Genomic DNA, 26,069 nt, shown 5'->3' with positions numbered 1-26,069 from the left:
AAACAGGTCTTTTACTTTTTTAGAAATAAAATTCATAGTACATAAAAATAAAATTAAAAATGAGTCCCTTCTAGTTTTACTAAAACTAGAAGGGCTTGTTTGTTAACACACAAAAGGTTCTTTATGAAAAAAATAGTTATCGTTTTTAGTTTCTTACTCTCTGTTTCTTGTCAGAATTTTGGTAGTTTAAAGCTTATTTCAGATTTATCTAAAGACTTAGAAGAAGTGTCGGGTACAGAAGTTGTTGCCAATTCTAACTTAATTTGGATGCTGAATGATGGCGGAAATAAGCCTAAAATTTATGGGGTTTCTGATACAGGGAAAATCGAAAAAGAACTTACTATAAAAGAAAAAAATAACGATTGGGAAGATTTAACTTCTGATGAAGATGGAAACCTTTATATAGGTGATTTTGGAAACAATGATAGCAAAAGAAAGAACTTGGTTATTCTTAAAGTCAACCATGAAGATTTAACAAGTGGTAAAAAAGTAAAAGTAGAGAAGATTAAGTTTTACTACCCAAATCAAACAAAATTTCCGCCCAAAAAGAAGCAACTTTTTTTTGATGCAGAATCTTTCTTTTACTATAAGAACTCGCTCTACGTTTTTACAAAAAGTAGAGTAAAAAGTAAATTCGGAAAAACTTCTTTATATAAAATTCCTGCCAAGGAAGGTGAACATGAAGCTCAATTTATCTCTGATTTTAATAGTTGTGATGAGATGGATTGTTGGATAACTTCTGCAGATATTTCTAATGATGGGAGCAAAGTAGCTTTATTATCGCCCTCTTATGTTCTTCTTTTTTCAGAGTATAAAAACGATGATTTTTTATCAGGAAAATTAACTAAGATTCCTTTAAATTATGCTTCTCAGAAAGAAGGAATTACTTTTAAAAATAATAACACCTTGTTAATTACTGATGAAAAAGCACATGGCGTTGGTGGAAATTTTTATGAGTTGAAATTGTAATGTTATTTGTATTTCAGAAGGTAAAAACTACCTTTCGGAAATAGTTTACTTTGTCTTTTTGTTGATACTATTATATTTAGGGTATAATAAAAAAAATAAAAGTTATGAAAGTATTCGTTTTAGCATTTAGTCTTTTTTCCTTCTTATTTTTTACGGAAACCAAGATGAATTCAAAAGAAAACCAACCTAAAATAGAGGTTGTAATTGGTAGTAGTTTTAAATTAATAAATGATACAAAAAACAAAGTAAGTATTTATACAGGTACTGGTTTTGTGTCTTTAAATAAAGGTTCTAGTACAAGTATTGGTTGCAATGTTGGTAAAGAAGTTTGTTGGGCTAGTAAAGGAAAAAAAGGTAAAGTTATTTTTAAAATAACTTCTAAACAGTGCGGAAAAACAATAAAACTATCTACTGTACTTTAATTCTTTAAGATGAAATATCTAAAATATTATAGGTTAGAATTATTACTCTTTTTTCTATATAGTTCTATATTTTTTCTTCTGTTTGTATTTTAATTTTATAGGTAATCAATTTATAAAAATAGCTGAAAATAAATAGGTTTACAGCTATTTTTTTATTGCTTATATAAATCTATAAATTAACAATCCCCAAGCCAATACTAAACACAAACCACCTAAAGGTGTAATTGGGCCTAAAAATTTCAGCTTTTTATTATTGGCAGATGAAAGAACGAGTCCATAAATAGAAAATGAAAATAAAAGGATTCCAATGATAAAGAAGTAAACAATGTAGTTGTCTAAAGTGAGTTGTTGGTTTAATTGAAAACCTAAAACAAGTAAAACGATTGCATGATACATTTGGTATTTTACACCTGTTTCAAAACTTTGTAATTGCTCTGTATTTAATTTTTTCTTTAAAAGGTGTGCACCAAATGCACCAAAAATTACGGCTGTTAGTCCAAAAATTGCTCCTGAAATTAATGCTATTTTATCCATAGTTTGTTAAAAATTGAATCCTAAATTAACGGTTACTCTAAAGCCATCATCACTATTAAATGCAGCAATATTTGCTACTAACATGTTCGCAGCATTAAAGAAAACGCCACCTCCGTAAGAAGTATTCCAATCTTTATTACGCTCTAGGTTTGTTGTATTGTTTTGTTGTCCCCAAATTCTACCGTAATCAAAACCACTATAAATACCAATATTTAAAGGTGCTAAACTTGTTTTAACTTTGTTTAAAAGTAAACGGACATCTGTAGATTGATAAAACGAATTTTTACCCGTAAATCGTTGGTTTCTAAATCCTCTTAAACCATCATTACCACCAATACTTGCTGCTTGATAAAACTCATAAGAATCTCCAAAATTAAAATGACTTTTTGCTTTGGTAGCAAATACTAATTTTCCGCTAGAAACTAATTTGTGATCAAAAGAAACAGCAGGAACTAAATACCCAAAGTTATTGTTATTATTTAAGTTAGAAGTATAACCTACTTTTAAAGATGTTTTCATCCCCATTGTTGGGTAGGCATTGTTATCTGCATTTTCAAAAAGATAACTCGCCTCGGTATTTATAAATTGTTGGTTTTTAAAAATATCATTATCGGTATCAAATTCCTTAATTATAAATCTATAGGCTGTTTTTTCTACTTTATAGTTTTGCAAATTTACACCAACTTTAATTTTGGCTCCCAAATCTCCTTTCCAATGAATAAAAGAACCTGCCGTAATTTCTCTTATTCTAACTCTATTGTATTCTTCCTCCTCTTCTTCATGGTTTGCATTTGGGTTTATGGTGTTGTTTCCAATTCCAAAATAATTCATTGCAAAATTAGGACTCGTAAAGCGTGCATTTATACCAAGATTCCAATTCTTAAAAACGTTTGCAAACTCGCTCGAATAATTCAATTCAAAACCGCTTGTTGCAAAATAGAATGCTGCATTTAGTGTGTGTTGAGATGTAAATGGGTTTCTCTCAAAGCCATAAGCGGTATATATATTAGAAACGCCAATTTTTACACCATCATCCGGATTAAAGCCAATAGTTGGTGATATTAAAAATTGATTGTTTTTAAGCTTTCTGTAATCATAGATATTTGTTTCGTAATCATCCGTCAGTTTTCTGTTTCCTTTATTGGTGATAAACGTGTTTTTCTTCGATTTGTAATCGTAAATTTTTACTTTTTTACCGTTTATAATATTGTAAACATCATTGTTTTGACCGCCAATAATTCTAACCTTAATTAAGTTTTTATCTTCTCCTTTCACTACAAAATGATCATCATCATCTAAACCATAAATCCAAATTTCTTTGGTTTTAGATTTGTGATACGTTCGTTCATGAAAAACAGTACCTTTTTCTCCTTTTATAATGCGATATCCTGTAATTTTTGTTTTACCATTAGGCAATCTATCAATATCAAACCAATCATCTTTATTTGTTCCTTTTATTACCTGAAACTTATTGATATGATCAAAATAAGTATCAGAGATTTTCTGTAAATTTCGTCTTCTACCTTGTAGTTTTGTTTTTATTTCTGCTACTGTTTTATCTCTTACTTCAATAGGAAAATTAGTAAAAGCATCGTCTATTATTGCATCTGTAAGGTGTGTAGTTATCCTCTTTACTTGTGCATCCCAATCGGCTTTATTTGCGGTGGTAATTAAGGCCATGTCTAAAGGATAAGGCTCTAAATTAAACCATTTAGGGCTATTTAATTCTTCTTCATAAGATTGCATTAATCGTAAAGTAGGTATTATTTTTGTAGCAACACTCAATAAAAATCCATCACCAAAAATAGAAAATGCCTGATCTCTATCTCTAGGCACGGGTCTGTAAATAGTTTGCTCTCCTTCTTCAAATTCAGCCCATCTCCATTGGTCTTCATGTCTATCCCAATCTCCAATTAGCATATCAAATAAACGCGCTCTTATGTAAGATTTTTCATCTAAAATATGGTTTTCGTTTTTATTTAATTTTTTTAGTAAATCGTCTGTACTAATTAATTCATTAGAAAAACCAAAGCTTTCTTTGTCTCCATGACCAGAAGAAGCACGTTCTTCTATCATGTATAATTCATCACCAAATTCAGTATTAAAACTCCCCAAACTATTTTGTTTTGGTATGTAGTATAAAACCGGATTTGTATGATAAACGCCAACAGCATCAGATAATTTACCAATAGTAAAAGGCGCATACGGATGTGAGCCTGTAAAAACATCACTTAATAAATCTTCTGTAGCCGTATCATTAAATTGGCCTTCTATATATTGGTCTTTAAAGGCTACAGCTTGTAAATATTGTACTGCATTTTTACGCAAGGCACGCATTACATATTCTCTTCCTTTTTTATCCTTTAGTCTTAAAGATTTAGATTGATGACCACCACCTTTTCTAACAGGTCGTAAACCACCAAAAAGGGTGTCTAAATTTACGGTTGGTGCATTTACTTCTGTACCAAAATATTTTCTGTAACGCTTTCCCCATAAAAAACGATAAACGCCGCTTTTATCAATTTCTTCTTTGGTATAAATAGAAGATTTTTTCTCTGTAATGTTGCTTTTAGGAAACGTGGTGTAGTTTTTCTTTTCATTTGCTGGTAAAACGTTGGTTTCATAAACAACTTTATCATCTTTTACAGTATAAAAACGAACGTTAGAAGAACCATCTTTGTAAATATTTAATTTAGCAAAACCTTGTGCAGCATATGTAAATTTAGCATTGCCAGATAATTTTGTTGGTGTTGTTTTAGAACCAGAACCACTAACTATTTGCGGAAGATTGTCTTCTACAATGTATTGTAAATTATGATCGTGACCAGAAACAAAAATAGTTTTATCATTTTCTTGAGAAAGCGTTATTATGCGTTTTCTAAGCTCGTTGTATTTTTTATTTTGAATGTCGGTATTTGAAAGTCCGGATGTTTTTCTAATTAAATTTTTAAGAGAACCTAGAATTGGTAACGGATTTGTATGACTTTTAAAAGAATATTTTCCTCCATGAGAACCGTTTGTAAACATTGGGTGATGCAGCGCTACAATGGTTGTTTTTCCTCTTGCTTTTTTTATTAAACCTTCAAATTCATCAAAAAATTTCGTTCTTGTTTTAATTTCACAGTCGTCATTTATTGTTGGGTGCTTGTCCCAATTTGTTAAATACCAATGTGTATCTACAATAATTAAAACAATGTCATCAGAAATATTAACTTTTTCTAACGGACAACCATTATTCGGTAAAAAAGCTGATTTTCCCAATGCTTTTTCAACTAGTTTTTCTTCTCTTTTTAGACCATCTAAACCATGATACCAATCATGATTACCAGGAATAAAAATGGAGTTTCCTTTAAACTCTTTGGCAACATTGGTTTGTGCTTCTATTCTTCTTTTGGCTAAAGGATAGTTTTTAGATGATTTTTTAGGAATACCCGTTTCATACACGTTATCGCCTAAAAAAAGTAAAGTTGACTTTTCTGAAGCGTTTTTAATATGCTTGTTTAAATATTTTAAAGCAGGTGAATCTTCTTCTAACGTTGAGTTTCCTGCATCTCCAATTAAATAAAAAGTATGTTCAATTTTAGAACTATCCTTTTTAATTACCTTAGGTTGATTTTCTGCAATTTGCTTTTTTATGGTTGCACAAGCGGAAATCAATAAAAAAAGTAACGTGAAGACAGCATATTTGAATAATTTCATAAGTACGAAAATAACTATTTTAAAATTGAATTTTTATATTGATGTAAATCTTCTTTGGTATCTATATCTAAGAAGTTAGTGGTTCGTTTAGGATATAGCACTTTTTCTGTTCTACTGTTGATGAAGTCTTTTGCTCCTTTATCTCCTTTTATCAGTAATAAATCGGAAAAATATTTTTCAGGAAAAATAGCCGGAACCCCTAATTTTTCTCCATAATTGGAAGCGATAATTACCTCTTTATTTTGTTGAAATAAATGTAACATTTCTTCTAAATACCGAACTTCAATTGCGGGTTGATCTGCTAATAAAATAAAAACACCCTCAAAATGATGTTTCTTTTTTTTAAAATAATTGATACCAGCAACGATGCTAGAACTCAATCCATTTTCGAAATGATCATTCTTAATAAATTCGATATTGTTTGTATCTATTTCAGATTTTATTTTATCCGCATTTGCGCCTAAAACACAATGAATTGTTGAAGGAAAAACAGTTTTAATATTCTCTAAACTTATCTCTAAAAGTGTTTTATTATTGATTTTTTCTAACTGTTTTATACCATTCATTCTAGATGATTTTCCTGCAGCTAACACTAAAATTGCAATATTTTTCATCAATTTAGTTGTTTATTTTACCTGTAAGATTTCTTAAAGAAAAGGGTTTCTTTTCTCTAATAACAGATAGAATTTCTGCAACAATAGAAACCGCAATTTCTTCTGGAGTTTGTGCGCCAATATGCAAACCTGCTGGTGTGTAAATATTGTCTAAAAAAGTATCTGAAAGATCTGGTACAAAATCAAAAAGTTCGTTAAATAAACGTTCTCTTCTGTTTGGTGCACCTAAAACACCAATATATTTTGGGGTGTATTCAGACAGTTTTACTACATATTTTAAATCCTGTACATAACTATGATTCATAATTACAATGGCAGTATTTTCTTCAATATTTTTAAACTGAATACTTTCTGGAGAATCACCAACAACTGAATTCGCCCCAGGGAAATCTTTTAGTTGTTTGCTATCTTTTACGCAGGTAATTACATCTATCTCCCAACCTAAAGTAGCAGCTACTTTACATAATTTAACAGCATCGTGTTCACCACCAATTATAATCAATCTAAAACGGGGTTGTAAAATTTGAGTGTAAACGTCTACTTCTTTTTTATGCTGAAAATTGAAGTGGTCTGAAAATACAAATTGTTCTTTATTGTTAAAAGTAACTACAGAACCAAAGTTGCCAAAAGCTTCATTTTCTTTTGTAAAATGGCTTTCAATTTTGATGGTTTCTCTTTTAGAATTTGCATCAGAAAACTGATTTATAAAGGCGTTAGAAATTAAAAAAGGTTCAATTAAAACATATAAAATACCTTCGCAGCCTAATTTATATCGTCCATCGTAGGTAATCACTTTTGGTTTGTTATCAGCAAAAACACTTTTAGCTCTGTGTATAATTTCTTTTTCTACACAACCACCACTAACAGCACCAACGGAGTTTAAATCTTCAGAAATTAACATTCTTACCCCTGGTTTTCTGTAAGAAGAACCCTCTAAATGGACAACAGTTGCCAATACATTTTTCAATCCTTTTTGTTGATTGATAACTGCCTGATTGATAATTTCTTTAAGTTCGTGATTCATTGATAAAAACTAATATTAAAATCTAAATATAAAACGTTTAATCCTTTTATTTTGATGATTCTAAAAAGAATAACCAATTGCAAAGTTAAAAACAGGTTCATCTGCTCTAAAGTCCCAACGTTTTCCTTCTTCTAAAGAAGGATCATGAAACGGAGCCGCTAAATCGAAACGAATTACAAAACCCTGTACATCTATTCGCAAACCAAAACCAGCACCCATTCCTAATTCATTTATAAAGTTGGACGTAAATTTGTCTCTAACATTACCATCACGATCATTAAAATCAGAATTAGAAACGGTGTTCCAAACATTTCCGGCATCCGCAAAAACAGCTCCTTTAAGAAAGGAATAAATAGGAAAACGGTATTCTAAATTAGCTTCTAACCGAACATTACCTGTTTTATCAAAAAAAGAACTTGCAGTGTTTGTATCATTGTCATTATAAGTTCCGGGCCCAAGAGATCGAATACTAAATGCTCTAACGCTATATGGGCCACCAGAATAATATTGTTTTACAAACGGAATTACATCAGAATTGCCATACGCATAACCATAACCAGCAAAGATTCTAGCAGCAATTGTTTGCCCTTTTTTAGCACCAAAATTATAATGATATCTTGCATCAACATCTGCTTTTGCATATTGTGCATATTCCAACCCTAAAAAAGTATTCGTTTCTGTTGTTTTTTTATCAAATAAACTAATAGAATTACCAGCCACATCTAAGGTAGATTGTAAATAAAATTGATGGCTTTTGGCGGCATTCAACATTTCATTGTAGGTAAAAGAAAAGGTAAGTCCGCTTATAAATTGCTGATCAAAACTGCTCTGTAAATAAGAGTTGTTATCTAAAATTTCTTGAAACGCTGCAGTCGTATTTGATAGACGCGTATAATTTACAGAAATAGGATTTACCTCGTATGTAATATATTTATTTGCATTCCAAGTATACCCAAAAAGAGCTGTACCAGATAATAAGGTGTATAATTGACTTCTGTTTAAATAGGTGGCACTTAAACTTACTTTTGTTTTGGGAATTGAATAATCGAAATAATCTTTATTGATAGAAAATGGCGCTATAACTCTAGGGAAAATAAGTTCTCCTTTAAGGCCCAATTCTAAACTACTTAACCCCGTATTACCACTAGAAATTTGGGTTTCATAACCAATATTTGTACTAATGTTTAACGTTTCTCCTCCTTTAAATAAGTTTCTATTGCTATAGGTTAATGATAGCTCTGGACCTGCAAAATTGTTAGATTTGGTAACGGCTTGTAATTCTGCACGTACGGCGCGTTTGGTTAAGGGTGATAAAAAAATGTTGGCTTCTAAACTAGCTAAGGTATCTGTAATAGCATCTTTTATTTCTTTATACTGAATGTTTACAAACTTATATGCACCAATGGAAGAAAGCCTTCTGGCGGTGTTTTTAGAAGTTTCTGGATTAAAAAGAGCGCCTTCTTTTAAGGTGATAAATTCATCTAAATATTTTGGATTAAAAAATAAGGTGTCTTGATAATAGTTTTTATCTTGATAACGAATGCCTTTTACTTCTGTAGAATCATTTAAACTATAATTCGGATATACATTGATGTTTTTAATTTGATAAGGAACGGTTGCTTTTTTAGGTACGTTTGCTTTTAATTTTAAGAATAAATCGAATTTTTTACTTTTATATCTGTTGGTGTCCGCTTCAAATAGTAAAAAATCCGAATTAAAATTATAATATCCTTTGTTCTTTAATTCGGCATCTAATCGTAGTCTTTCTAGTTTTAAATTCCCCAAGTTAAAACGCATCTCTTTTTTAATTGGAGATGTTGTACTTAGGTTTTTAATGTCTTTATAAATAGGCGAAACCATAGAGTCTATTTGGTAAGTAGCCATTTTATAAGGAGCAGGTATTTTTAAACGATATACTATAGATGCTTCCTTTTTCTTTTCTTTAAAACTAGACGCAATAGAGCTATAGAAAAAACCATAATTTTCTAATTTATTTCTTAAAATTTCTTTATTTTCAATGGCATTTACATCTGATTGATACACCGGTTTTTGACCTATTTTTTTATACAACCATCTATTTAAAAAGTTGGTTTTTTCTTGCTGATTTTTATAGTAATAATACAAGCCAAGGTGCATCCCTAAAAACTTTGTATTGGGTTGTTGACTTAATACAGAAGATAAACTTTGTTTTAATTCACTTACTTTTTGTACGGTTGAGTCTGCTTCAATTTCTATAGAAGCACCCGTGTACAAACGTTTGTTTTCTGGAATGTATTTTTTAATACCACAGCCGTAAATAAATACGAATAGTAGAATTATAAAAGAATGTTTTTTATAGGATGCTTTCAAATTTTAATTACTTTTTAGGTTCTGAATCATCATTGTTCTTAATTAGTTTTGGTGTTGTTTTAACTTGTTTGTCTTTTACGTTCTTTTTGTCTTTTTCTGAGCGTAAAATAGAATTCCAAAGTTGATGAAATTCGTTAAATTCTTTGGTAAAAATCAATGCAATTCCGTTTACAATTATTTGTCCGTCTATGACATTTTCAAATTCACTTTTTCTAAAACCTCTAAGGCGATATCTACCATCCTCAGTAATTTTATACTCTAAACTTACATTACCAATTAAAGGAGATTTTTCTTCTGTAGTGCTACTACCTTGTATGTCTACTTCGCTACCAACTCTTACCGTTAAACGATCGTTAAATAATTTTTTCTGAGCCGCAACATCTAATTGCGTTCTATCTGTTGGTGTATCTCCTTGGTAATCTGTAAAACTATTTAATCCAAAATCTAATTCGATACCAGAACCCCCTAAAATTTTATTAGAAAAAGTATTTAATTGCCCAGAAACAGCATCATTTAAATTGTTTCTAGCAATGGTTGCAAACCCACCAGAACTACCATCACTTCCAGCATCTGGATAAAATCGATTTAAAACTAACAAAGAAAAAACCTGTTTATTTAATTCTTCTTCTTGTTGATTAATTTGTTGTACACGCTCGTAAACCTGACCGCTTATTGCACCTTGTTGCTCTTCTGGCATGTCTAAATTAAAAGATATTTTTGGTTGCAATAATTCACCTGCAATATTTAAATACACATTAAACGGCAATACTTGTTTGTACTTGTTTTTTGTTGATGAATCTTCGCCAGAAGTTTGAGAAGCCATTAAATCTGATGCAGAGGTTTTTAATGTATACTTTGTGCGGATGTCTAATTTTGCATCAAAAGGATCTCCGGCCCAAGAAATTCTACTTCCAGGAACCAACACAAATTTTCTATCTACCACATTGTATAAATTCAGTTGGTAATATCCTTCGGAAACTTCATAAGCACCCGTTAAAGACAAACGTCCATTAGGGTTCATTAGAAAGATAAAATCACCATCACCAGAAACCTTAAAATTATCACCAGATTCTTTATCTATGATAATATTTACGGCTGCTTTTTTATCAATTTTTAACAATGCTTTTATATCAAAACCAGTAATTGTAGCGGTTTGCTCTTCTTTTTGTGTTAAAATAGCCTCCGGATTTTCTCTATTTACAAAAGCAACTACACCGTCTCTTTCTTCAATATTTGTATAACTAGAAGGTAGTACGTAGGTAACATCTGTGTCTGAACCAACAACTAGTTTTGCATTTAATTTAGGGATTTGTAAATCTCCAGTTAGTTTTGCATCAACATTAAAAGAAACTTTTCCGTACAAAGATTCGTTATTTTCTTTGGTGGCATTTAGTACTCTAAATTTATTCGCCTTAACGTCTAAATTAAAAGAAGGATTTATAAAACTCTTCGTTTTGATATCACCAGAAAGCACTAACGAATTTTTTTCTGCATCTAATATGGTAAAATTAGATAGATGTAAACCACTGTTGTCTACTTGTAAAGTTTCGTTCTGTAAATTGAATTTTGCGTTTAATTTAGCAACTTTAAAATCAGCATTTGTAAAAAGTAAATTTCCATTATATTTAGGATCAGATGTTGTGCCTGTTACTTTAAAATCGCCAGAAAAACTACCTGAAGTTTCTTTAATTTCTCCGAGTGAAAGGGTGTTTAACGCTTTCATTTTAAAACTATGAATCAACAAATCTAAATTTAAATTGGCGTCGTTATTATCTACCAAATAATCGCCTTTTAAGTCTAAATCGATACTTCCATCTTTTAAAGCGGCATTAAAATCATACTTTCCGTTTTCTAAAGACTTGGCATCAACACTTAATTTCCCAAAGTCAGTTTTTAATACTTGTAGCTCACTAATATTTAGATTGGCAATAATACCAGTATCTCCAAAAGGTTGTTCTAAAATAAAATCTCCATTTAAAATTCCTGTGGTAATTTCATTTTCTGGACTTAAATAATTAAAAACTTCATTGATTTGAAAATCTTTGTAATTGATAGCAATATGATCTTTAGAAATACGCGGAATTTTATCTGTAATTTCTATAGATTGCTTGCCTTTGCTAATTTTAAAATCGGAAAATGTAAGTTTATTTTCTTCAAAAAAGATGGCATTGGTTTTAGGAATTTTCCAAGTATTACTATTTAAAAACAAACTGTCTTGGTCTATTGTAAACTTTAATTTATCACTGTTACCAGTAATCGTTGTGTTTACATTCATCAATTTTTCTTCTTTATAAAAGCCTAAAAAGTTAAGGGATAATTCGTTGTCTTTTTGTGTACCTGTAATGATTGTTTTGGGCACATTTAAAGGGCCTGCAGTGATTTCTTTAAAACCTAAATTAAAGATGAAATCTTCTTTATCTGTTTGCATAGAAAAAGCCAAACTATCTAATTTATTATCACTAAAATTAATGTGCGGAGCAGTAATATTTGCTATCAATTTTCTTTCTTTTTCTTTAAAATTGACATCAACATGTATAGTGTCTAACTCTTTTAAATTGACAAGAAACACCTCTTTTAAAAGTGGTGTTTGCGAAACTTTAGCTTTTAAAATTAAATTGACAGGATTTGTAATCGTATCAGAAAGGGTAACATTTCTATAAAAATAACTAGAAACATGACGCTGTAATGCCGTACTAAATGTTTGTGGATCTGTGTTAGATTCTAAATTTAAATCAATCATTTTATTTTTAACAGAAACCGCTGTTGTGTCTTTGTCTACAAACGCATTGGCAGTTACATCACCCAATAAAAAGGTTCTATTATTATAGACCACAACTCCGTTTTTGATGTTGCTTTTTACTGTGTAATTTTCAGTGTTTCCTGCAAAGTCTAAAGAAAGCTCCATGCCGGTTTTTACTTTACGTTGCATAACGCCAAGTGCTTCTAAATTGGCACCAATTAAGTTTAGATTTACGGTTGCTTTAGAATTTATAGAGTCTAAATTTACAAGGGCATTTAGATCTAAATTCAAATTTTCATCTTTATAAGTAGACGTTATTTTTCCTTTGCCATTTTTCACATCACCTTCTAGATGTAAATCTTTAATTAGATATTTTTCTAATTGAAATTTAGAAATAGTTATATTTAAAGTAGCGTCTAAATCTTGCATGTTTTTACCACTTCCTGTGGATGTTAAAGCGATGCTTAATTCCCCAAAATTAGGATTCATTAAAAGAGCCCCAACATTATAATTATTAATTTTTAGATCTGCATTGTAACTAATTGTAGTTTGATTTTTAAAGCTTCCTTTAAGAGTAGCAAGCCCTTGTGATGTTGTTATTTGTGTATTTGTACTGATGTTCTTTAAAGTACCTTTTGCGCTACTCGTTATTAAAATATCTTCAGGTAAATGAATGCCAAAAGCTTTTTCATCTACAATTTTTAAAAGGTCATTTCGTTTTGTCTTTGCTGTAAAATTAGCAATGTTCAGTTGTAGTTTATCTGGGTTTGTGCTGTTTTTGATGTTTCCATCTAAAGACATTTTAGTTGCAGTTCCCCAATTTAAATTTGTATTAGCAATATTTAAATCAGCTAAAACTCCGTTTACATTTATTTTTCCAAAAAGCTCTTTTTTACTTAATTTTGATATGTACTCATTTTGTTTTAAACTAGGTTGAAACGTAAAAAAATCATCTAAAAAAATAGAGAAATTAGGAATTCCTAAGTTAATTTTTGTGTTTTCTGGTGATGAAATTAATTGAGAAATAGACTTGTATTTTGCGTTTGCAAAACCAGCAATCGTACTTTTATTTAAGTTGATTTTTAGATCAGAGACTTTTAATTCTGTATCTGTTATTTCTGTGTTTAGTGTAAATTTCTTTAACCTAAATCCCGATTTTTCTTTAAAATTAAAAGCAATTAATTGCAAACCTGCTTTTTTGTCTTCCAAGAAAATATCGGAAGCTTTTAAGGTGAATTCGTCTAAAACAAGTGCATTCGGATTAAAGCTGTTTTTAACAATTTTTGCATTATTTACAAAATACTGAACCTTGTTGTTTTCTAAATTTACATCCGTAATTTGTACATTAAAATTGGGCCATTCAAATGCTACATTATTATTTACAACGGGTCTATTATTGGTTGTAGCATTGTTTGAAGCTGTTTTTAAAAGAATATCAGAATTTTTAAGCTCAACGGTAGTAAGATGAATGCTGTTTTTAGACAAATCAATTTCAGGAATTTCTGTGTAAAATTCATCAATATGTACATCAGCAATTAATTTATCCTGTGGATTCTCATAATCTATTTTTACATTTTTTAGAGATAATTTATTTATGGATAATAGAGGTGAAACAGTTTCTGTAGTTGAAGTACTTGAAATTACAGGTTTCTGAATCAGTCTAATATTTGAATTAGAAAGAGCAATTTTATCAGCATTAAAAAACAATTTTTGCAAATCAACTTTATCCATATTGGCAGTTAGATTTCCAATTTTAAAATGGCTGTCAATTCCTAATACGTCATCTTTAAAAAGTATATTAATATCTGATAAATCAAGATTTCCAAGAACAATATCTATAGGTTCAGAAACTGTTTCTTCAACAACTGGAGTAGAATCTTCTGATGCAAATGCATCTATTAAAAACTGAAAATTATAGCCAGAAAGGGTGTCTTTTCTTATAATATTGGCATGTAGACCATGCCATTCTAAATTGTCTATACCAACCGCATCTCCTTTAATCATAGACCAAAGAGGTAGGTTTGCTTCTAAAGATTTAGAATAAATTAAGGTGTCTCCCTTGGTATCTTCTACATACAAACCCTCTAATTGCAATCCTCCTTTAAATGTTAAAAAAAGCTTGTCTACAGTAATTTTTGTGTTGGTTTTGTCGGTAACAAAGTTTATGGCTTTATCTACAATAATGCTTTGTCCCCAAGGACTTCTAACAAAAAGTAGCAACAAAGTAATAAAAAGTATACCTCCTAAAAAGATTCGTAAAAACCTTCTTAAAAATCGATATTTCTTATGTTTTACTTTTTTTGACACTGTGTTAGACAATTTTAGTTGTGCAAATGTAACTTGCAAATGTTAATCAAATTGTCCTTAAATCAGATTCTTTTAACTCTTTTGCTAAAAATTTAACAATTTTAGGGAAATCCATATTTTAGGAATCATAAAAAATGGATTAGATTTAAAAGAACCGCATATATAAGCTGTTATTTGTAGCCTACTTTACAAGTTTCACATTGATAGGTGTCTTTATTGATAACAATACCTGTAATGTTACTTTCTACAATTTTATTGATAAAGTTGTTATAAGTTTGGTCGTTTCCAACCAATTTATTTCCTTTATTTTGTTTGTAAAATTCTCCTTCCCACTCTTGCTTTCCCCAACAATTAGGGCAAATTCCAATAGGTGCTTTTGTAGAAGTATTTCCTTGAACTTTAGAGTTAAAGTAATTTTTAATATTTTCTATAAGATTCATCTTTTGTGGTTTTAAGGTTACATTAATTCAGTTTCAATAATAATTTTACTTTGTAATGTTTTGTGAACAGGGCATTTAGCTGCAATTTCTTTTAAGCGTTGTTTTTGTTTATCATCTAAATTACCAACAAATTTTAATTTCTTTTGTAAATGATCAAAACGAGTTGGTTTTTCCACATCAATATCTAAATCGTCACTATGTTTTTTTGAGTAAGTGATGTACACAAAGACTTCTTGTAAATTCCATTTTTTACGCTCTGCATACATTTTTAAGGTCATTACTGTACAAGCTGCTAAACCGGCGCTTAAAAAATCATACGGAGAAGGGCCAAAATCGTCTCCACCAACACTAGTAGGTTCATCAGCAATAAAAGAATGCTTTTTAGTTTGAATGGATGTTGTAAAATTATCTTCTAACAAGTTTAAATGACCAACCAATTGCTCATCATCCGTAGAAATCATTTTGTTTTCTTCTGGTTCAAAATAACGCTCTACCCAAGTACCAATCATATTACCAACATAAATGCTGTCTGATGATTTTGATAATAAATGATCTGCATCATCTAAACTTACAAAACTCTTTGGATGCATGGCATTATGATAAATTTCATGCGCATTTTCTATACCCACTACTTTATCAAAAGGAGCGTGCATTACCAAAATTGGCTTGCGTAAATCTTTGATGATTTTTGGTAAATCTGTTTTATGAAAATTGTTTACAAATTCTTGATTTATCTTAAAAGGACGACCTCCAATTTTAACTTCAACATCCCCTTTTTCTGGGATGTCTTCTAATCCGTGAGAAAATAAATGTGTTACGTGACTCACTGTTGCTGGTGCGCCAACTGTTGCCACAGCTTTTACATTTTTTAATTTTGATGCAGCTACAATAACTGCTGCTCCACCTAAAGAATGACCAACCAATAAAGAGGGGGCTTTGTAATTTTCTTCTAAAAAAGCACTCACATCTAACAAATCTTCTACGTTGGCAGAAAAATGACTTTCGGCAAATTCGCCTTCACTTCTTCCTAAGCCTGTAAAATCGAAACGTAAAACACCAAAACCGTGAGTAGATAAAGAACGGCTGATGTTTTTTACCGCATTAAAATTACTATTGCAAGAAAAACAGTGTGCAAAAATGGCAAATTGATTTGGTTTCTGATTTGCAGGTAATTCTAAATATGCTTGTAATTTTAAGCCTTTTCTATTTTTAATTTCTAATCTTACGGTGTTCATTCTTTTTTTGATTTTTTAAATAGTCGAAATAAGGTGACGAACTTTACATTTGTCTACGTTTTTAGAGAATTGTTGTAATAAAAGTTTCAACTTTGGGTTGATATAATTCTTGCAAAATGGCTTATCTGGATTCGATTGATAATAATTTTGAAATGCTTCTGTAGAAGGTTTAAAATTTTTAAATTCTACTATTTTAGTAATAATGCTATCACTGAAACTTGCTTGTAATTCTTCAATAATTTGTATACTTTCTTCTTTTTGTTGATGAGAAAAATAATAGATCGCAGACCGATATTTTGTTCTCATAGAATGGTTACTCGTACTTTTATGCGTTAATAAATGGATTTCAATAAGCGTTTTTAAATTGATTTTTTCAACATTAAAATGAACAATAACAGCCTCAGAAAAACTATTATTTGTTTCTGTTGACGAAACCCAACCTTGTTCCACTTTTACTACCCCAACTAAAGCTTGAAAAACAGCTTCTGTACACCAATGACAACCACCACCAAAAGCAATTTTGGTTAATTCCATTGTAATTTTTTTCTTTCTGTCCAGTATGCATCTGGAGAAACTTTTAAAGAATTTAAGGTTTCTATATCATCAGCAGATAAGGTAAAAGAATTCATTTCTAAATTCTGTTTTAATTGTTCAATAGAACTAGCACCACTTAAAACGGTACTTTCAGGAATTGTTTGAACGCAATATTTTAATGAAATAGCATCCACACCAACGTTGTGTTTTTTTGCTAAACGTTCTAAAGTAGCATACATTTCTGTATAATTCGGATAGTTTTCATTCTTAAAAACCCTTCCATTTGCCAAAGCTTCTTTAATTACAATCGATTTATTTTGACGAACTAATTCCGCTGAAATTTCTATGAAACTTTGGTCTAAAAAATTATAGGTTACTTGAAATAAATCAAAAACCGGCGCTCCATCAACCAAAACATTTAAAGCTTTTTTAATAACTTCAACTTGGTTGGTTCCTGTTGTGGTTAATCCTATTTTTAGATTATGTTCCTTTTTTAAAGAAGCCAATTGTTCTAAAACTTCGGTATTCTCTAAAACTCCAGTTTCTAAAGTTGCAGAGTGAATTTGATACACTTTTAAATAGGGTAGCAGCTGTTTAGAGAAATTCCACTGCTCATTTAATTTAGATAAACTATGTTCTTTTACCTCGTGAATCGTTGCATTTGCATCAAAATTTGCCGTGTATGTATATCCCCATTTTGTAGCAACTTCAATAGAATTGTCACTTTTGGTTTGTATCCATTCTAACAATAATTCTTCGGCTAAACCATATCCAGGAGCGGTATCAAAATAACGAATCCCTAATTGATAGGCTTCTTCTAAAACAGCAAAACTTTGGTTTCTAAATTCCGTTAAGTCAGAATTATCACAAGTTTCTGTTCTAACATTAATGTATTGAGGTCTTCCTAAAGCTGCGGTTCCTAATCCTAATTGCATATTTTTTAATTTTTTTGATATTATTTTTCACAGACCTCGCAGGTTTTTTTAAACCTCTGAGGTCTTGTTTTTATGAACTACAAGACAACATAGAGCAACCTACTTTATTTCTTGCCCATTCTGGTCTTTTTGCAAACCATTTTTCGTTTTCTGGTTGTGCTGCGTATGGCTTTTTTAAGAGTTGAAATAATTCATCAATTAAAGCGTAATTTCCTTTATCTGCTTCATCAATTGCCATTTGAGACATATAGTTTCTAAGCACATATTTAGGGTTAACCAAATCCATTTTTTCTTTTCTTTCTTCGGATGAAACACGTTCTATTTGAAGTCTTTCATCGTATTTTTTGAACCACAAATTCCAACTATTCTTTACTTCATCAGAAATGTTATCAAAATCGTAAAAAGCTTCTTTTATCAACTCTAAACCCGATGTATCATCTGTGAAATTGCTTAAATTTCTAAAAAAGATCGTCATATCTGTTTCTACCAATTGTAAAGTATCCTCTAAATTCTGAATCAATTTAGCATCGTCTTCATCCGAAGTAGATAAACCTAATTTAGATTTCATCATCTGTAAAGATTGTACTTCAAAATCGATTTTATATTGCTCTAAAATAGCATTTAAAGGGTCTACTTCTTCAATAATTGGATACAACGCATTGGCTAGTTGATACAAATTCCACAAACCAATATTGGGTTGGTTTCCGTATCTATAGCGTTTATGCTGAATGTCGGTTGTATTTGGCGTCCAACCAAAATCGAAGCCTTCTAACCAACCATAAGGCCCGAAATCTATGGTTAAACCAAGAATAGACATGTTATCTGTGTTCATGACTCCGTGTACAAAACCAACACGTTGCCAATCAATAATCATTTTTAAAGTACGTTCAGAAACCTCTTTAAAAAAGTTGATATAAGTTTCTTTGGATGGCTTTCCTAAATGCGTAAAATGATGTTTGATGGTATAATCCATCAAACCTTTTAAGTTTTTAAGGTCTTTTCTAGCTGCAAAAATTTCGAAACTACCAAAACGCAAAAACGAAGGAGAAACTCTAGAAACAATTGCACCTTTTTCGTAAGCCGGATTTCCATCGTATAAAACATCTCGTAGTACCGAGTCGCCAGACAAACTTAAAGACAAAGATCTTGTGGTTGGCACACCCAAATGAAACATGGCTTCGGCACACAAATATTCTCTAACGGATGATCGTAAAACCGCCAAACCATCTGCCGTTCTAGAATACGGAGTTTCGCCTGCGCCTTTTAATTGTACTTTCCAATTCTTATCTTGGTGTTCTACTTCAAACAAATTAATAGCTCTTCCATCGCCTAATTGTCCTGCCCAATTGCCAAATTGATGTCCTGCATAACACATGGCATAGGGTTTTGTATTTGGGTAAATTTCGTTTCCTGTAACAATATTTTTAAAAAATTCTGATTGTGCGTCTTCCTCAGAAATACCCAATTCAGTAAGCATTTCTGGTGAAACGTGTAGCACTTCTGGTTTTGCTGTTTTCTTTGGGTTTACATAAGAAAAAGCAGCGTTTTCTACCTGTCTTCTTGTGTTTTCTAAATTAACATCCGAAGGGTTTTCTGCCGTAAAAGTGTCTTTTATGTTTAGGTTCATCATAATGTATCAATCCATTTAAGAAGGTCTTTATCCGAAGGGTTTCTTAATTTTTTATCATTAATAGTAATAGTAGGGAAATTTAGCTTTCTATTGGCATACAAGTTACGCAATTCCTCTGCATTTTCTAAAGACCTTTCTATATCTAAAAACGCGTAATCTAAATTACGCGTTTCTAAAAATGTTTTATAATATTGAGTTTTATGGCATTTTTCTGTGCCAAATAATTTGATTTTATTTTTCATTTCGTTTGTCTTTGAGCGCAGTTGAAAGGTTTTGTTTGTTCTCGACTGCGCTCGGACTGACATTAATTACTTTATTTTATCTGCGTGTAATTTTCTCAATTTAGCTAATTTTGGAGCAATTACAAAACTACAATATCCTTGTTGGGTATTTTCTCTGTAATAATTTTGATGCTCTTCTTCAGCTTCATAAAAAATACCTAACGGACTAATTTCTGTTACAATTTTATCATCATAATAAGGTTGTACTTGTTTTACAACTTCATCAGCAATCTTTTGCTGAAGTTCATTATGATAATAAATTACAGAGCGATATTGAGTTCCTCTATCTGCACCTTGTTGATTTAAGGTTGTAGGATCGTGAGTGGTCATAAAAATAACCAAAACATCTTCATAAGAAATGATATTTGCATCAAAAGTAATTTGAATTACTTCTGCATGCCCTGTTAAACCAGAACAAATTTCTCTGTATGTTGGTTTGCCTGGAGCAATCCCTCCTGTATAACCAGAAACTACTTTTTCTACACCTTTTACTTCTTGAAATACAGCTTCTGTACACCAAAAACATCCACCTCCTAAAGTGGTAGTTTGTAAATTTTTATTCATTTTATACCTTTTTGTCATTACGAGGAAGAATAACGAAGTAATCTTTAATTTAATAATAGATTGCTTCGTAAACTCGCAATGACGTTTTAAATTTCTAATTTCATCGATTCAGAATTAATACAATAACGCAAACCGCTTGGTGCTGGTCCATCCGGAAAAACATGCCCTAAATGACCATCACAAGTATTGCACATAACTTCTACTCGTACCATTCCGAAAGAAACATCTTTATGATATTTAATGGCATTTTCTTTTATAGGTTGTGTAAAACTTGGCCAACCAGAACTAGAATCGAATTTTATGGTAGAATCAAACAAGGGAGTGTTGCAACAAACACAGTTGTATTGGCCTTCATCATAAATAGAACATAAGGCACCAGAATTTGGTATTTCTGTACCTTTGTGTCTTGTAATTCTAAATTGCTCTGGGGTTAATTGGTCTCTCCATTCCTTTTCTGATTTTTCTACTCTTTTATCCGGAATCGGGTTGCCTTTTACACTAAAGTTTATTATTTCTTTCCAAGTAAGCATATTTCTTTCCTTTTTTTTAAATTAGTACGATGATAGCTTTGCGTTTTTAGGCGTAAAAACGCTTGTTTCCTTACAAATAATTGTTAATTTGTAAGCTGTTGAAAGCAAATGATAAATTTACGACCAATATTGACAAAGTAATGAATGGAATTATAGTTTCTTCTTATTTATTTATAAAATAATCTTACAATGAGCACATTAATTGATAATGCAGAAAAGCATGTTTTTAAGTTACTAAATATTGATTTAGAAAGAAACTATATCTATCATAATTTAGCACATACACAACGTGTTGTAGAAAAAACGCAAGAACTTGTAGAGAAGTTAAAAATAGATAAGGAAGCTGCAGAAAATTTAGAAATTGCTGCTTGGTTTCATGATACAGGTTTTGTAAAAGGAGCTGAAAACCATGAGGAAGAAAGTGTAAGAATTGCTACCGCTTTTTTAAAAGAAAATAAAATTGAAGCGGATAGAATTGATGTAATTACGAGACTTATTTTGGCAACTAAAATAAATTATCAACCCAAAGATGATTTAGAAAAAATTATAGCAGATGCAGACTGTGCGCATTTGGCCTCGAAAAACTTTTTTGAATATACCTCGTTATTAAGAAAAGAGTGGGAGCTAACTGGTTTTAAAAATGTTTCGGATATAGAATGGGTTGAAGGGAATATCGATTTCTTTACACAATGTCATCGTTATAATACCGCTTATGCTTTAAAGAATTGGACAAAAACCAAAGAGAAAAATTTGTCTAAATTGATAAAGAGTCAGAAGGATTTGGCAACAGATTTTAAAAAAAATAAACAAAAGCAAGAAGCTTTAGATATTAAAAAGAACAAAAGTGAGGTGCCAGAAAGAGGAGTAGAAACTATGTTTAGGATTGCTCTAAAAAATCATATGACTTTAAGTAATATTGCAGATACTAAGGCCAATATTTTACTATCTGTAAATGCTATTATTGTTTCTTTAGCACTGTCTAATTTATTTCCAAAATTAGATAAACCCTCTAATAGTTACTTAATTATACCCGCAATTATATTTATTATTTTTACGGTGGCGTCTATTATTTTATCAATTTTAGCAACAAGACCCAATATAACACAAGGTAAGTTTACTAAAAAAGATGTAGCTAATAAAGACGTTAATTTATTGTTTTTTGGTAATTTTCATCAAATGAAATTACCCGATTTTGAATGGGGTATTTCTGAAATGATGAAAGACAGAGATTATTTATATGGTTCTCTAACCAAAGATTTGTATTTTTTGGGATTGGTTTTAAATAGAAAATATAAGATATTAAGAATTACCTACACTGTTTTTATGGTGGGTATTTTAGTAAGTGTATTGGCTTTTGCTATTTCTTTTTATTCATTAGATTTAACAGCTTCTTAAGCTTCAATTTCTTTCATTAAATCATTAAAAGTAATTGTTTGGTTTTCATTAAAATTTGTTTGATATAAAACCTCAACTCTTAATGCTTTTAATCCGCTAACTCCTTGCAGGTCTTCTAAATCTAAAAACTCAATGGTTCCTAATTGTTTTTTAGACTGTAAGTAGTTTATGTATTTTACATATTCTAATGCATCTTTGTTTTGAGAATAAACAATTGCTATTTTTCCGGGTACGGTTAAACGATCTTTGGTGCCTTTTATATGTGCTTTATCAATACGTTTTTTAATAATTTCGTATCTTATATTATAAGCACCATCTACATCAAACTGCTTTTCGTCCATTCTAAATTTTATCGCCATAGCGGTACTATGTACTAAAATTAGAGAAGCAACACGTAAATCGTGTTTCATGTTTTTACGCTCGTAAAAGGCTAGATTTTCCATTTCGTAGGTAGTCTGTAATTGCCATAAACGAAGGTTGTATAAATATAGACTATCAAAAGTTTTACTTTTTGTAATAGATTGGCCTATATACATGTTGTATTCTACACCATCCGTTTTATATCTCTCAAAATAATGAGGATACATTTCTTGCGCTTGTATTTGTTTGTTGTCTAAGAATTTTGCTAGTTTATCATTTAATAATGTAACACTATTTTCGTATTCTTTTCTTTTTTCATAAACAACGTTTAGTTTTTTATCTAAACGATTCATATAAATACTTACTTTTTGAGAAAGCGTTTTGTTTATATTTTTTATATGATTAAATACGGGGTAGATTTCTCTACTTAAAAAGTCTAGAATACTTACTTCATCACCAGCAGATAACCCTTTTTTTACATCTTTTAAGTAAGATGCAACTCTAAACATTAATTCGTTATAAATAGGTAATTTTTCTGATTGGCAAGCGTCTTTTAATACCGTAATAGCTAACGATAATTGTGTTGTTAAATCTTCTTTTATGGCTAAATTTCTTGCTTCTGAAGACCCTTTTATATCACTTTGACCAAATAGTGGATATACATTATTAAATACAATTTCGTCTAATTTTGCATTCTTGTCTATTTGACGTGTTACATGATATTTTTCTGCAGCCTCATAAAAACGCCATTTTACAGAATGATGTATAGAGGTGTAGTTTTCTTGAATGGTAGCTTCTAAAATATTTTGACGCTCTTCTGAAGTTCTTTTTACAGCAGCTTCAAAAACAGGAATGATATCTTTTAATTTGTTGATGTTTACAGAGTTTAAATCATAAGCTCTTGGTGATGCAATTTCTAATAAAGCTAAATCTCCATTATTGGTAGCTTTAATAGGAATTAAAATGATACTCTGAATTCCGTTTTCTTGAAGATTCTGAGAAAAAGGATTATGATTTGTGTTTATACCGTATTGTTCTATATCAGAAATGATAAAGGTTTCATGGTTTTCAAACACTTTTTCCATAATAGCATTACAAAAGTAACCAGAGTTACAATTTATTTCGGCACCATGATTTAAGATTAAACTGTTAGATTTATTAACCTTAGTCTCACAAATTTTTGTATTGATATTATCAAAAATAGAATAGCCAAGTTTTAAGTCTTTTATGCTGTAGAAATCTCTTAAATTACTTTGTAGTTTAGGTATTAAATCTGTGGCACCTTCTAGTAAATTTGCTTTAATAGAAGAAAGCATTTCTTCTGAAGTAACATCAAATAAACTAATAAGACCAAAGCCTTTAAAAATATAGCTATTTGGAGGGAATTTTTCTTTCCAAAGTGCTATGTTATCAAAATTATTAAGTAATTCTTTAAAGTCTTTTTCTGTTAATAAAGGTGCTTTATCTGTTGCTGTAATTTCAGAAAAATCTGCATTAAAAGTGGTTCTGTAGTATTTCATTGTTCCAGTTGTTTTGTCTGGAATATCAAAATAAAAAGGTCTTTTTACATCTACCTTAAAACCATAAACATAGCCTAAAATAAATGTACATGCCATAATGTACATGCTGTCATCTTCGAAATTACGAACAGTTAATTGGTAATCGTCTCCTGCATTTTTTAAAATATCCTCAAAACGATCTGTAAATTTAAAAGAAGTAAAAGAAAACGGAATACTTGCTGCTTTTATTTCATTTAATAATAAAGGTTCTGGAAATAAGGGATTTAATAATAAATTTATTTGATCTTTATATTTTTCTAATAAGGTATAATCAGAAAAACCATCATTTAATTCAGGATACAGATTAATTAAAGTTACCATTTCTTTTGCAGAGCTATGAAAAGGATGTTTTGCATACTCTGTATCGGCATATTTTTTAAACAAGGTAAAAACCTTGTTAAAAGATACGTTTAGTTGTAGTGGTAATTCCGCTTCTGAAATTAAATTTGATTTTATAATTTTCATTCCTTATAAATGTAAATTTATTTACAATGTTACTAAGCATTTAGACGTATTACGGTAACAAATGTTACAAAATGACGTTATTTTTGTCTAAAATAGATAGTAATTGGGACTCCAGAGAAATCGTAAATGTCTCTTAATTTGTTTTCTAGAAAACGTCTGTACGAATCTTTTACATATTGAGGCAAGTTACAGAAAAACACAAATTGTGGTGTTTGTGTAGGTAATTGCATACAATATTTAATTTTTACAAACTTCCCTTTTATAGCTGGTGGCGGAGAGTTTTTAATAATCTCTAACATTGTTTCATTAAACTTACTTGTTTGTATTTTAGTTTTTCTTTTCTGAAAAACTTCTACAGCCGTTTCTATGGCTTTAAACAAACGTTGTTTTGTTAATGCAGAGATAAATACAATTGGCACATCTGTAAAAGGCTCAATTTGTTTTCTTACCATTGCTTCAAAATCTCGCATGGTGTTGGTTTCTTTCTCTACCAAATCCCACTTATTGATTAAAATAACAATTCCTTTTCTGTTTTTTTCTGCTAACCAAAATATATTTTGATCTTGTCCTTCAAAACCACGAGTGGCATCAACTACTAAAACAATAACATCAGAATATTCTATAGAACGTACTGCACGCATTACAGAATAAAATTCTAAATCTTCTTTTACACGAGATTTTTTACGGATACCAGCGGTATCTACTAAGTTAAAATCGAATCCAAAACGATTGTATTTTGTATCAATAGAATCTCTAGTTGTACCAGCAATATTGGTAACAATGTTTCTATCTTGCCCAATTAAAGAGTTTATAAATGAAGATTTTCCTGCATTTGGTCTTCCAACCACGGCAAATCTTGGTAATGCTTCTTTTTCTGAATCTAAATCTACTTCTTCTGGTTCTGGCATTTTTTCTGCTAATGCATCTAATAAATCTCCAGTTCCGCTTCCGTTAATTGAGGCAATTGTATAGTATTCTCCTAAACCTAGGTTGTAGAATTCTATAGCGTCTGGCTCACGCATTGCGTTATCAACCTTATTTACTACGGTAAAAATTGGTTTTTTAACCTTACGTAAAAGTTTAGCAACTTCTGCATCCATAGGTGTAATACCATCTTCTACATTTACTACAAAAACAATTAAATCTGCTTCTTCTATGGCAAGGTTTACTTGTTTTCTAATTTCACCTTCAAAGATATCATCAGAACCAGTAATATATCCACCGGTATCAATCACAGAAAATTCTTTTCCATTCCAGTCAGATTTTCCATAATGTCTGTCTCTTGTAACTCCGCTAACAGAATCTACAATGGCTTCTCTTCTTTGAACCAATCTATTAAAAAGCGTCGACTTTCCTACATTTGGTCTTCCTACAATGGCAACAATACTATTCATTTGAATTGAAATTTTTGCAAAGATACAATTTAAGGTTGTAAGAATGATACTAAAAAAAAAGTCTTTAAGCAGCAAAAACCAGCAAATTT

19 protein-coding genes are annotated in these 26,069 nt (G+C 30.5%); 3 read left to right on the top strand and 16 right to left on the bottom strand.

Going from position 1 to position 26,069, the window contains the following annotated elements; genetic code table 11:
* Nucleotides 1-123 precede the first annotated feature (123 nt).
* A complete protein-coding gene (locus tag WG951_RS08875) occupies nt 124-969 on the top strand; it encodes a hypothetical protein (protein WP_170062926.1) in 846 nt (281 codons plus the stop codon).
* A 164-nt stretch (nt 970-1,133) separates the two neighbouring features.
* The gene (locus WG951_RS08870; RefSeq protein WP_105050143.1) at nt 1,134-1,391 is read left to right on the top strand and encodes a hypothetical protein; all 258 of its coding nucleotides are present in this window, start codon (nt 1,134-1,136) and stop codon (nt 1,389-1,391) included.
* 159 nt (nt 1,392-1,550) lie between these two features.
* Here WG951_RS08870 and WG951_RS08865 read toward each other — a convergent pair whose 3' ends face one another.
* The 14 genes from WG951_RS08865 to msrB all read right to left on the bottom strand — a co-directional run bounded on the left by WG951_RS08865 (nt 1,551) and on the right by msrB (nt 20,807).
* Nucleotides 1,551-1,925: a DUF423 domain-containing protein gene (locus WG951_RS08865; RefSeq protein WP_105050144.1), complete on the bottom strand. Its 375-nt coding sequence runs from the start codon at nt 1,923-1,925 to the stop codon at nt 1,551-1,553.
* A 6-nt stretch (nt 1,926-1,931) separates the two neighbouring features.
* Entirely contained in the window at nt 1,932-5,624 is a 3,693-nt protein-coding gene (locus WG951_RS08860) for a metallophosphoesterase (protein WP_105050145.1), read from the bottom strand.
* Nucleotides 5,625-5,638: 14 nt separating this feature from the next.
* Complete coding sequence (locus tag WG951_RS08855) at nt 5,639-6,238, bottom strand: nucleotidyltransferase family protein (RefSeq protein ID WP_105050146.1); 600 nt, start codon at nt 6,236-6,238, stop codon at nt 5,639-5,641.
* Nucleotides 6,239-6,242: 4 nt separating this feature from the next.
* Nucleotides 6,243-7,262 carry an XdhC family protein gene (locus WG951_RS08850; protein WP_105050147.1) on the bottom strand — a complete coding sequence of 340 codons (1,020 nt, stop codon included), beginning with the start codon at nt 7,260-7,262 and terminating at the stop codon, nt 6,243-6,245.
* 60 nt (nt 7,263-7,322) lie between these two features.
* The gene (locus WG951_RS08845) at nt 7,323-9,611 is read right to left on the bottom strand and encodes a BamA/TamA family outer membrane protein (RefSeq protein WP_105050148.1); all 2,289 of its coding nucleotides are present in this window, start codon (nt 9,609-9,611) and stop codon (nt 7,323-7,325) included.
* 7 nt (nt 9,612-9,618) lie between these two features.
* Nucleotides 9,619-14,658: a translocation/assembly module TamB domain-containing protein gene (locus WG951_RS08840; protein WP_245893545.1), complete on the bottom strand. Its 5,040-nt coding sequence runs from the start codon at nt 14,656-14,658 to the stop codon at nt 9,619-9,621.
* Nucleotides 14,659-14,828: 170 nt separating this feature from the next.
* Entirely contained in the window at nt 14,829-15,098 is a 270-nt protein-coding gene (locus tag WG951_RS08835) for a hypothetical protein (protein WP_105050149.1), read from the bottom strand.
* A 17-nt stretch (nt 15,099-15,115) separates the two neighbouring features.
* Nucleotides 15,116-16,333 (bottom strand): bifunctional alpha/beta hydrolase/OsmC family protein, encoded by a 1,218-nt coding sequence (locus WG951_RS08830; RefSeq protein ID WP_105050150.1) that lies wholly within the window; start codon nt 16,331-16,333, stop codon nt 15,116-15,118.
* A 15-nt stretch (nt 16,334-16,348) separates the two neighbouring features.
* Complete coding sequence (locus WG951_RS08825) at nt 16,349-16,867, bottom strand: peptide-methionine (S)-S-oxide reductase (protein WP_105050151.1); 519 nt, start codon at nt 16,865-16,867, stop codon at nt 16,349-16,351.
* Nucleotides 16,858-17,802 (bottom strand): aldo/keto reductase, encoded by a 945-nt coding sequence (locus WG951_RS08820; RefSeq protein ID WP_105050152.1) that lies wholly within the window; start codon nt 17,800-17,802, stop codon nt 16,858-16,860. The genes WG951_RS08825 and WG951_RS08820 overlap by 10 nt, the downstream gene beginning before the upstream one ends.
* A gap of 70 nt (nt 17,803-17,872) precedes the next feature.
* Nucleotides 17,873-19,429, bottom strand: a complete 1,557-nt coding sequence (locus tag WG951_RS08815; RefSeq protein WP_105050153.1) for a protein adenylyltransferase SelO — start codon at nt 19,427-19,429, stop codon at nt 17,873-17,875.
* Entirely contained in the window at nt 19,429-19,674 is a 246-nt protein-coding gene (locus tag WG951_RS08810; RefSeq protein WP_105050154.1) for a glutaredoxin family protein, read from the bottom strand. The genes WG951_RS08815 and WG951_RS08810 overlap by 1 nt, the downstream gene beginning before the upstream one ends.
* A gap of 66 nt (nt 19,675-19,740) precedes the next feature.
* On the bottom strand, nt 19,741-20,277 hold the full coding sequence (gene msrA, locus WG951_RS08805) for a peptide-methionine (S)-S-oxide reductase MsrA (protein WP_105050155.1): 537 nt from the start codon (nt 20,275-20,277) through the stop codon (nt 19,741-19,743).
* An 86-nt stretch (nt 20,278-20,363) separates the two neighbouring features.
* A complete protein-coding gene (gene msrB / locus WG951_RS08800; protein ID WP_105050156.1) occupies nt 20,364-20,807 on the bottom strand; it encodes a peptide-methionine (R)-S-oxide reductase MsrB in 444 nt (147 codons plus the stop codon).
* Between the two features lie 189 nt (nt 20,808-20,996).
* Between msrB and WG951_RS08795 the strand changes: the two genes are divergently transcribed.
* Entirely contained in the window at nt 20,997-22,202 is a 1,206-nt protein-coding gene (locus tag WG951_RS08795) for a Pycsar system effector family protein (RefSeq protein WP_105050157.1), read from the top strand.
* On the opposite strand, the gene WG951_RS08790 is transcribed toward WG951_RS08795, so the two are convergent.
* The gene (locus WG951_RS08790) at nt 22,199-24,586 is read right to left on the bottom strand and encodes a GAF domain-containing protein (protein WP_105050158.1); all 2,388 of its coding nucleotides are present in this window, start codon (nt 24,584-24,586) and stop codon (nt 22,199-22,201) included. The genes WG951_RS08795 and WG951_RS08790 overlap by 4 nt on opposite strands.
* Nucleotides 24,587-24,663: 77 nt before the next feature.
* Nucleotides 24,664-25,980: a ribosome biogenesis GTPase Der gene (gene der, locus WG951_RS08785; RefSeq protein ID WP_105050159.1), complete on the bottom strand. Its 1,317-nt coding sequence runs from the start codon at nt 25,978-25,980 to the stop codon at nt 24,664-24,666.
* Nucleotides 25,981-26,069: the final 89 nt, after the last annotated feature.

This window comes from Polaribacter butkevichii (genome assembly GCF_038024105.1).
Taxonomy (GTDB): Bacteria; Bacteroidota; Bacteroidia; order Flavobacteriales; family Flavobacteriaceae; genus Polaribacter; species Polaribacter butkevichii.
Note: the sequence above shows the minus strand (reverse complement) of the source record. Positions and strands in the feature narration are given on the sequence as shown.

Bases quoted from the DNA above. Each gene is read 5' to 3' on its own strand.
- WG951_RS08875 (WP_170062926.1), top strand. From the start codon at position 124: ATGAAAAAAATAGTTATCGTTTTTAGTTTCTTACTCTCTGTTTCTTGT.
- WG951_RS08870 (WP_105050143.1), top strand. From the start codon at position 1,134: ATGAATTCAAAAGAAAACCAACCTAAAATAGAGGTTGTAATTGGTAGT.
- WG951_RS08865 (WP_105050144.1), bottom strand. From the start codon at position 1,925: ATGGATAAAATAGCATTAATTTCAGGAGCAATTTTTGGACTAACAGCC.
- WG951_RS08860 (WP_105050145.1), bottom strand. From the start codon at position 5,624: ATGAAATTATTCAAATATGCTGTCTTCACGTTACTTTTTTTATTGATT.
- WG951_RS08855 (WP_105050146.1), bottom strand. From the start codon at position 6,238: ATGAAAAATATTGCAATTTTAGTGTTAGCTGCAGGAAAATCATCTAGA.
- WG951_RS08850 (WP_105050147.1), bottom strand. From the start codon at position 7,262: ATGAATCACGAACTTAAAGAAATTATCAATCAGGCAGTTATCAATCAA.
- WG951_RS08835 (WP_105050149.1), bottom strand. From the start codon at position 15,098: ATGAATCTTATAGAAAATATTAAAAATTACTTTAACTCTAAAGTTCAA.
- WG951_RS08830 (WP_105050150.1), bottom strand. From the start codon at position 16,333: ATGAACACCGTAAGATTAGAAATTAAAAATAGAAAAGGCTTAAAATTA.
- WG951_RS08825 (WP_105050151.1), bottom strand. From the start codon at position 16,867: ATGGAATTAACCAAAATTGCTTTTGGTGGTGGTTGTCATTGGTGTACA.
- WG951_RS08820 (WP_105050152.1), bottom strand. From the start codon at position 17,802: ATGCAATTAGGATTAGGAACCGCAGCTTTAGGAAGACCTCAATACATT.
- WG951_RS08815 (WP_105050153.1), bottom strand. From the start codon at position 19,429: ATGAACCTAAACATAAAAGACACTTTTACGGCAGAAAACCCTTCGGAT.
- WG951_RS08810 (WP_105050154.1), bottom strand. From the start codon at position 19,674: ATGAAAAATAAAATCAAATTATTTGGCACAGAAAAATGCCATAAAACT.
- msrA (WP_105050155.1), bottom strand. From the start codon at position 20,277: ATGAATAAAAATTTACAAACTACCACTTTAGGAGGTGGATGTTTTTGG.
- msrB (WP_105050156.1), bottom strand. From the start codon at position 20,807: ATGCTTACTTGGAAAGAAATAATAAACTTTAGTGTAAAAGGCAACCCG.
- WG951_RS08795 (WP_105050157.1), top strand. From the start codon at position 20,997: ATGAGCACATTAATTGATAATGCAGAAAAGCATGTTTTTAAGTTACTA.
- WG951_RS08790 (WP_105050158.1), bottom strand. From the start codon at position 24,586: ATGAAAATTATAAAATCAAATTTAATTTCAGAAGCGGAATTACCACTA.
- der (WP_105050159.1), bottom strand. From the start codon at position 25,980: ATGAATAGTATTGTTGCCATTGTAGGAAGACCAAATGTAGGAAAGTCG.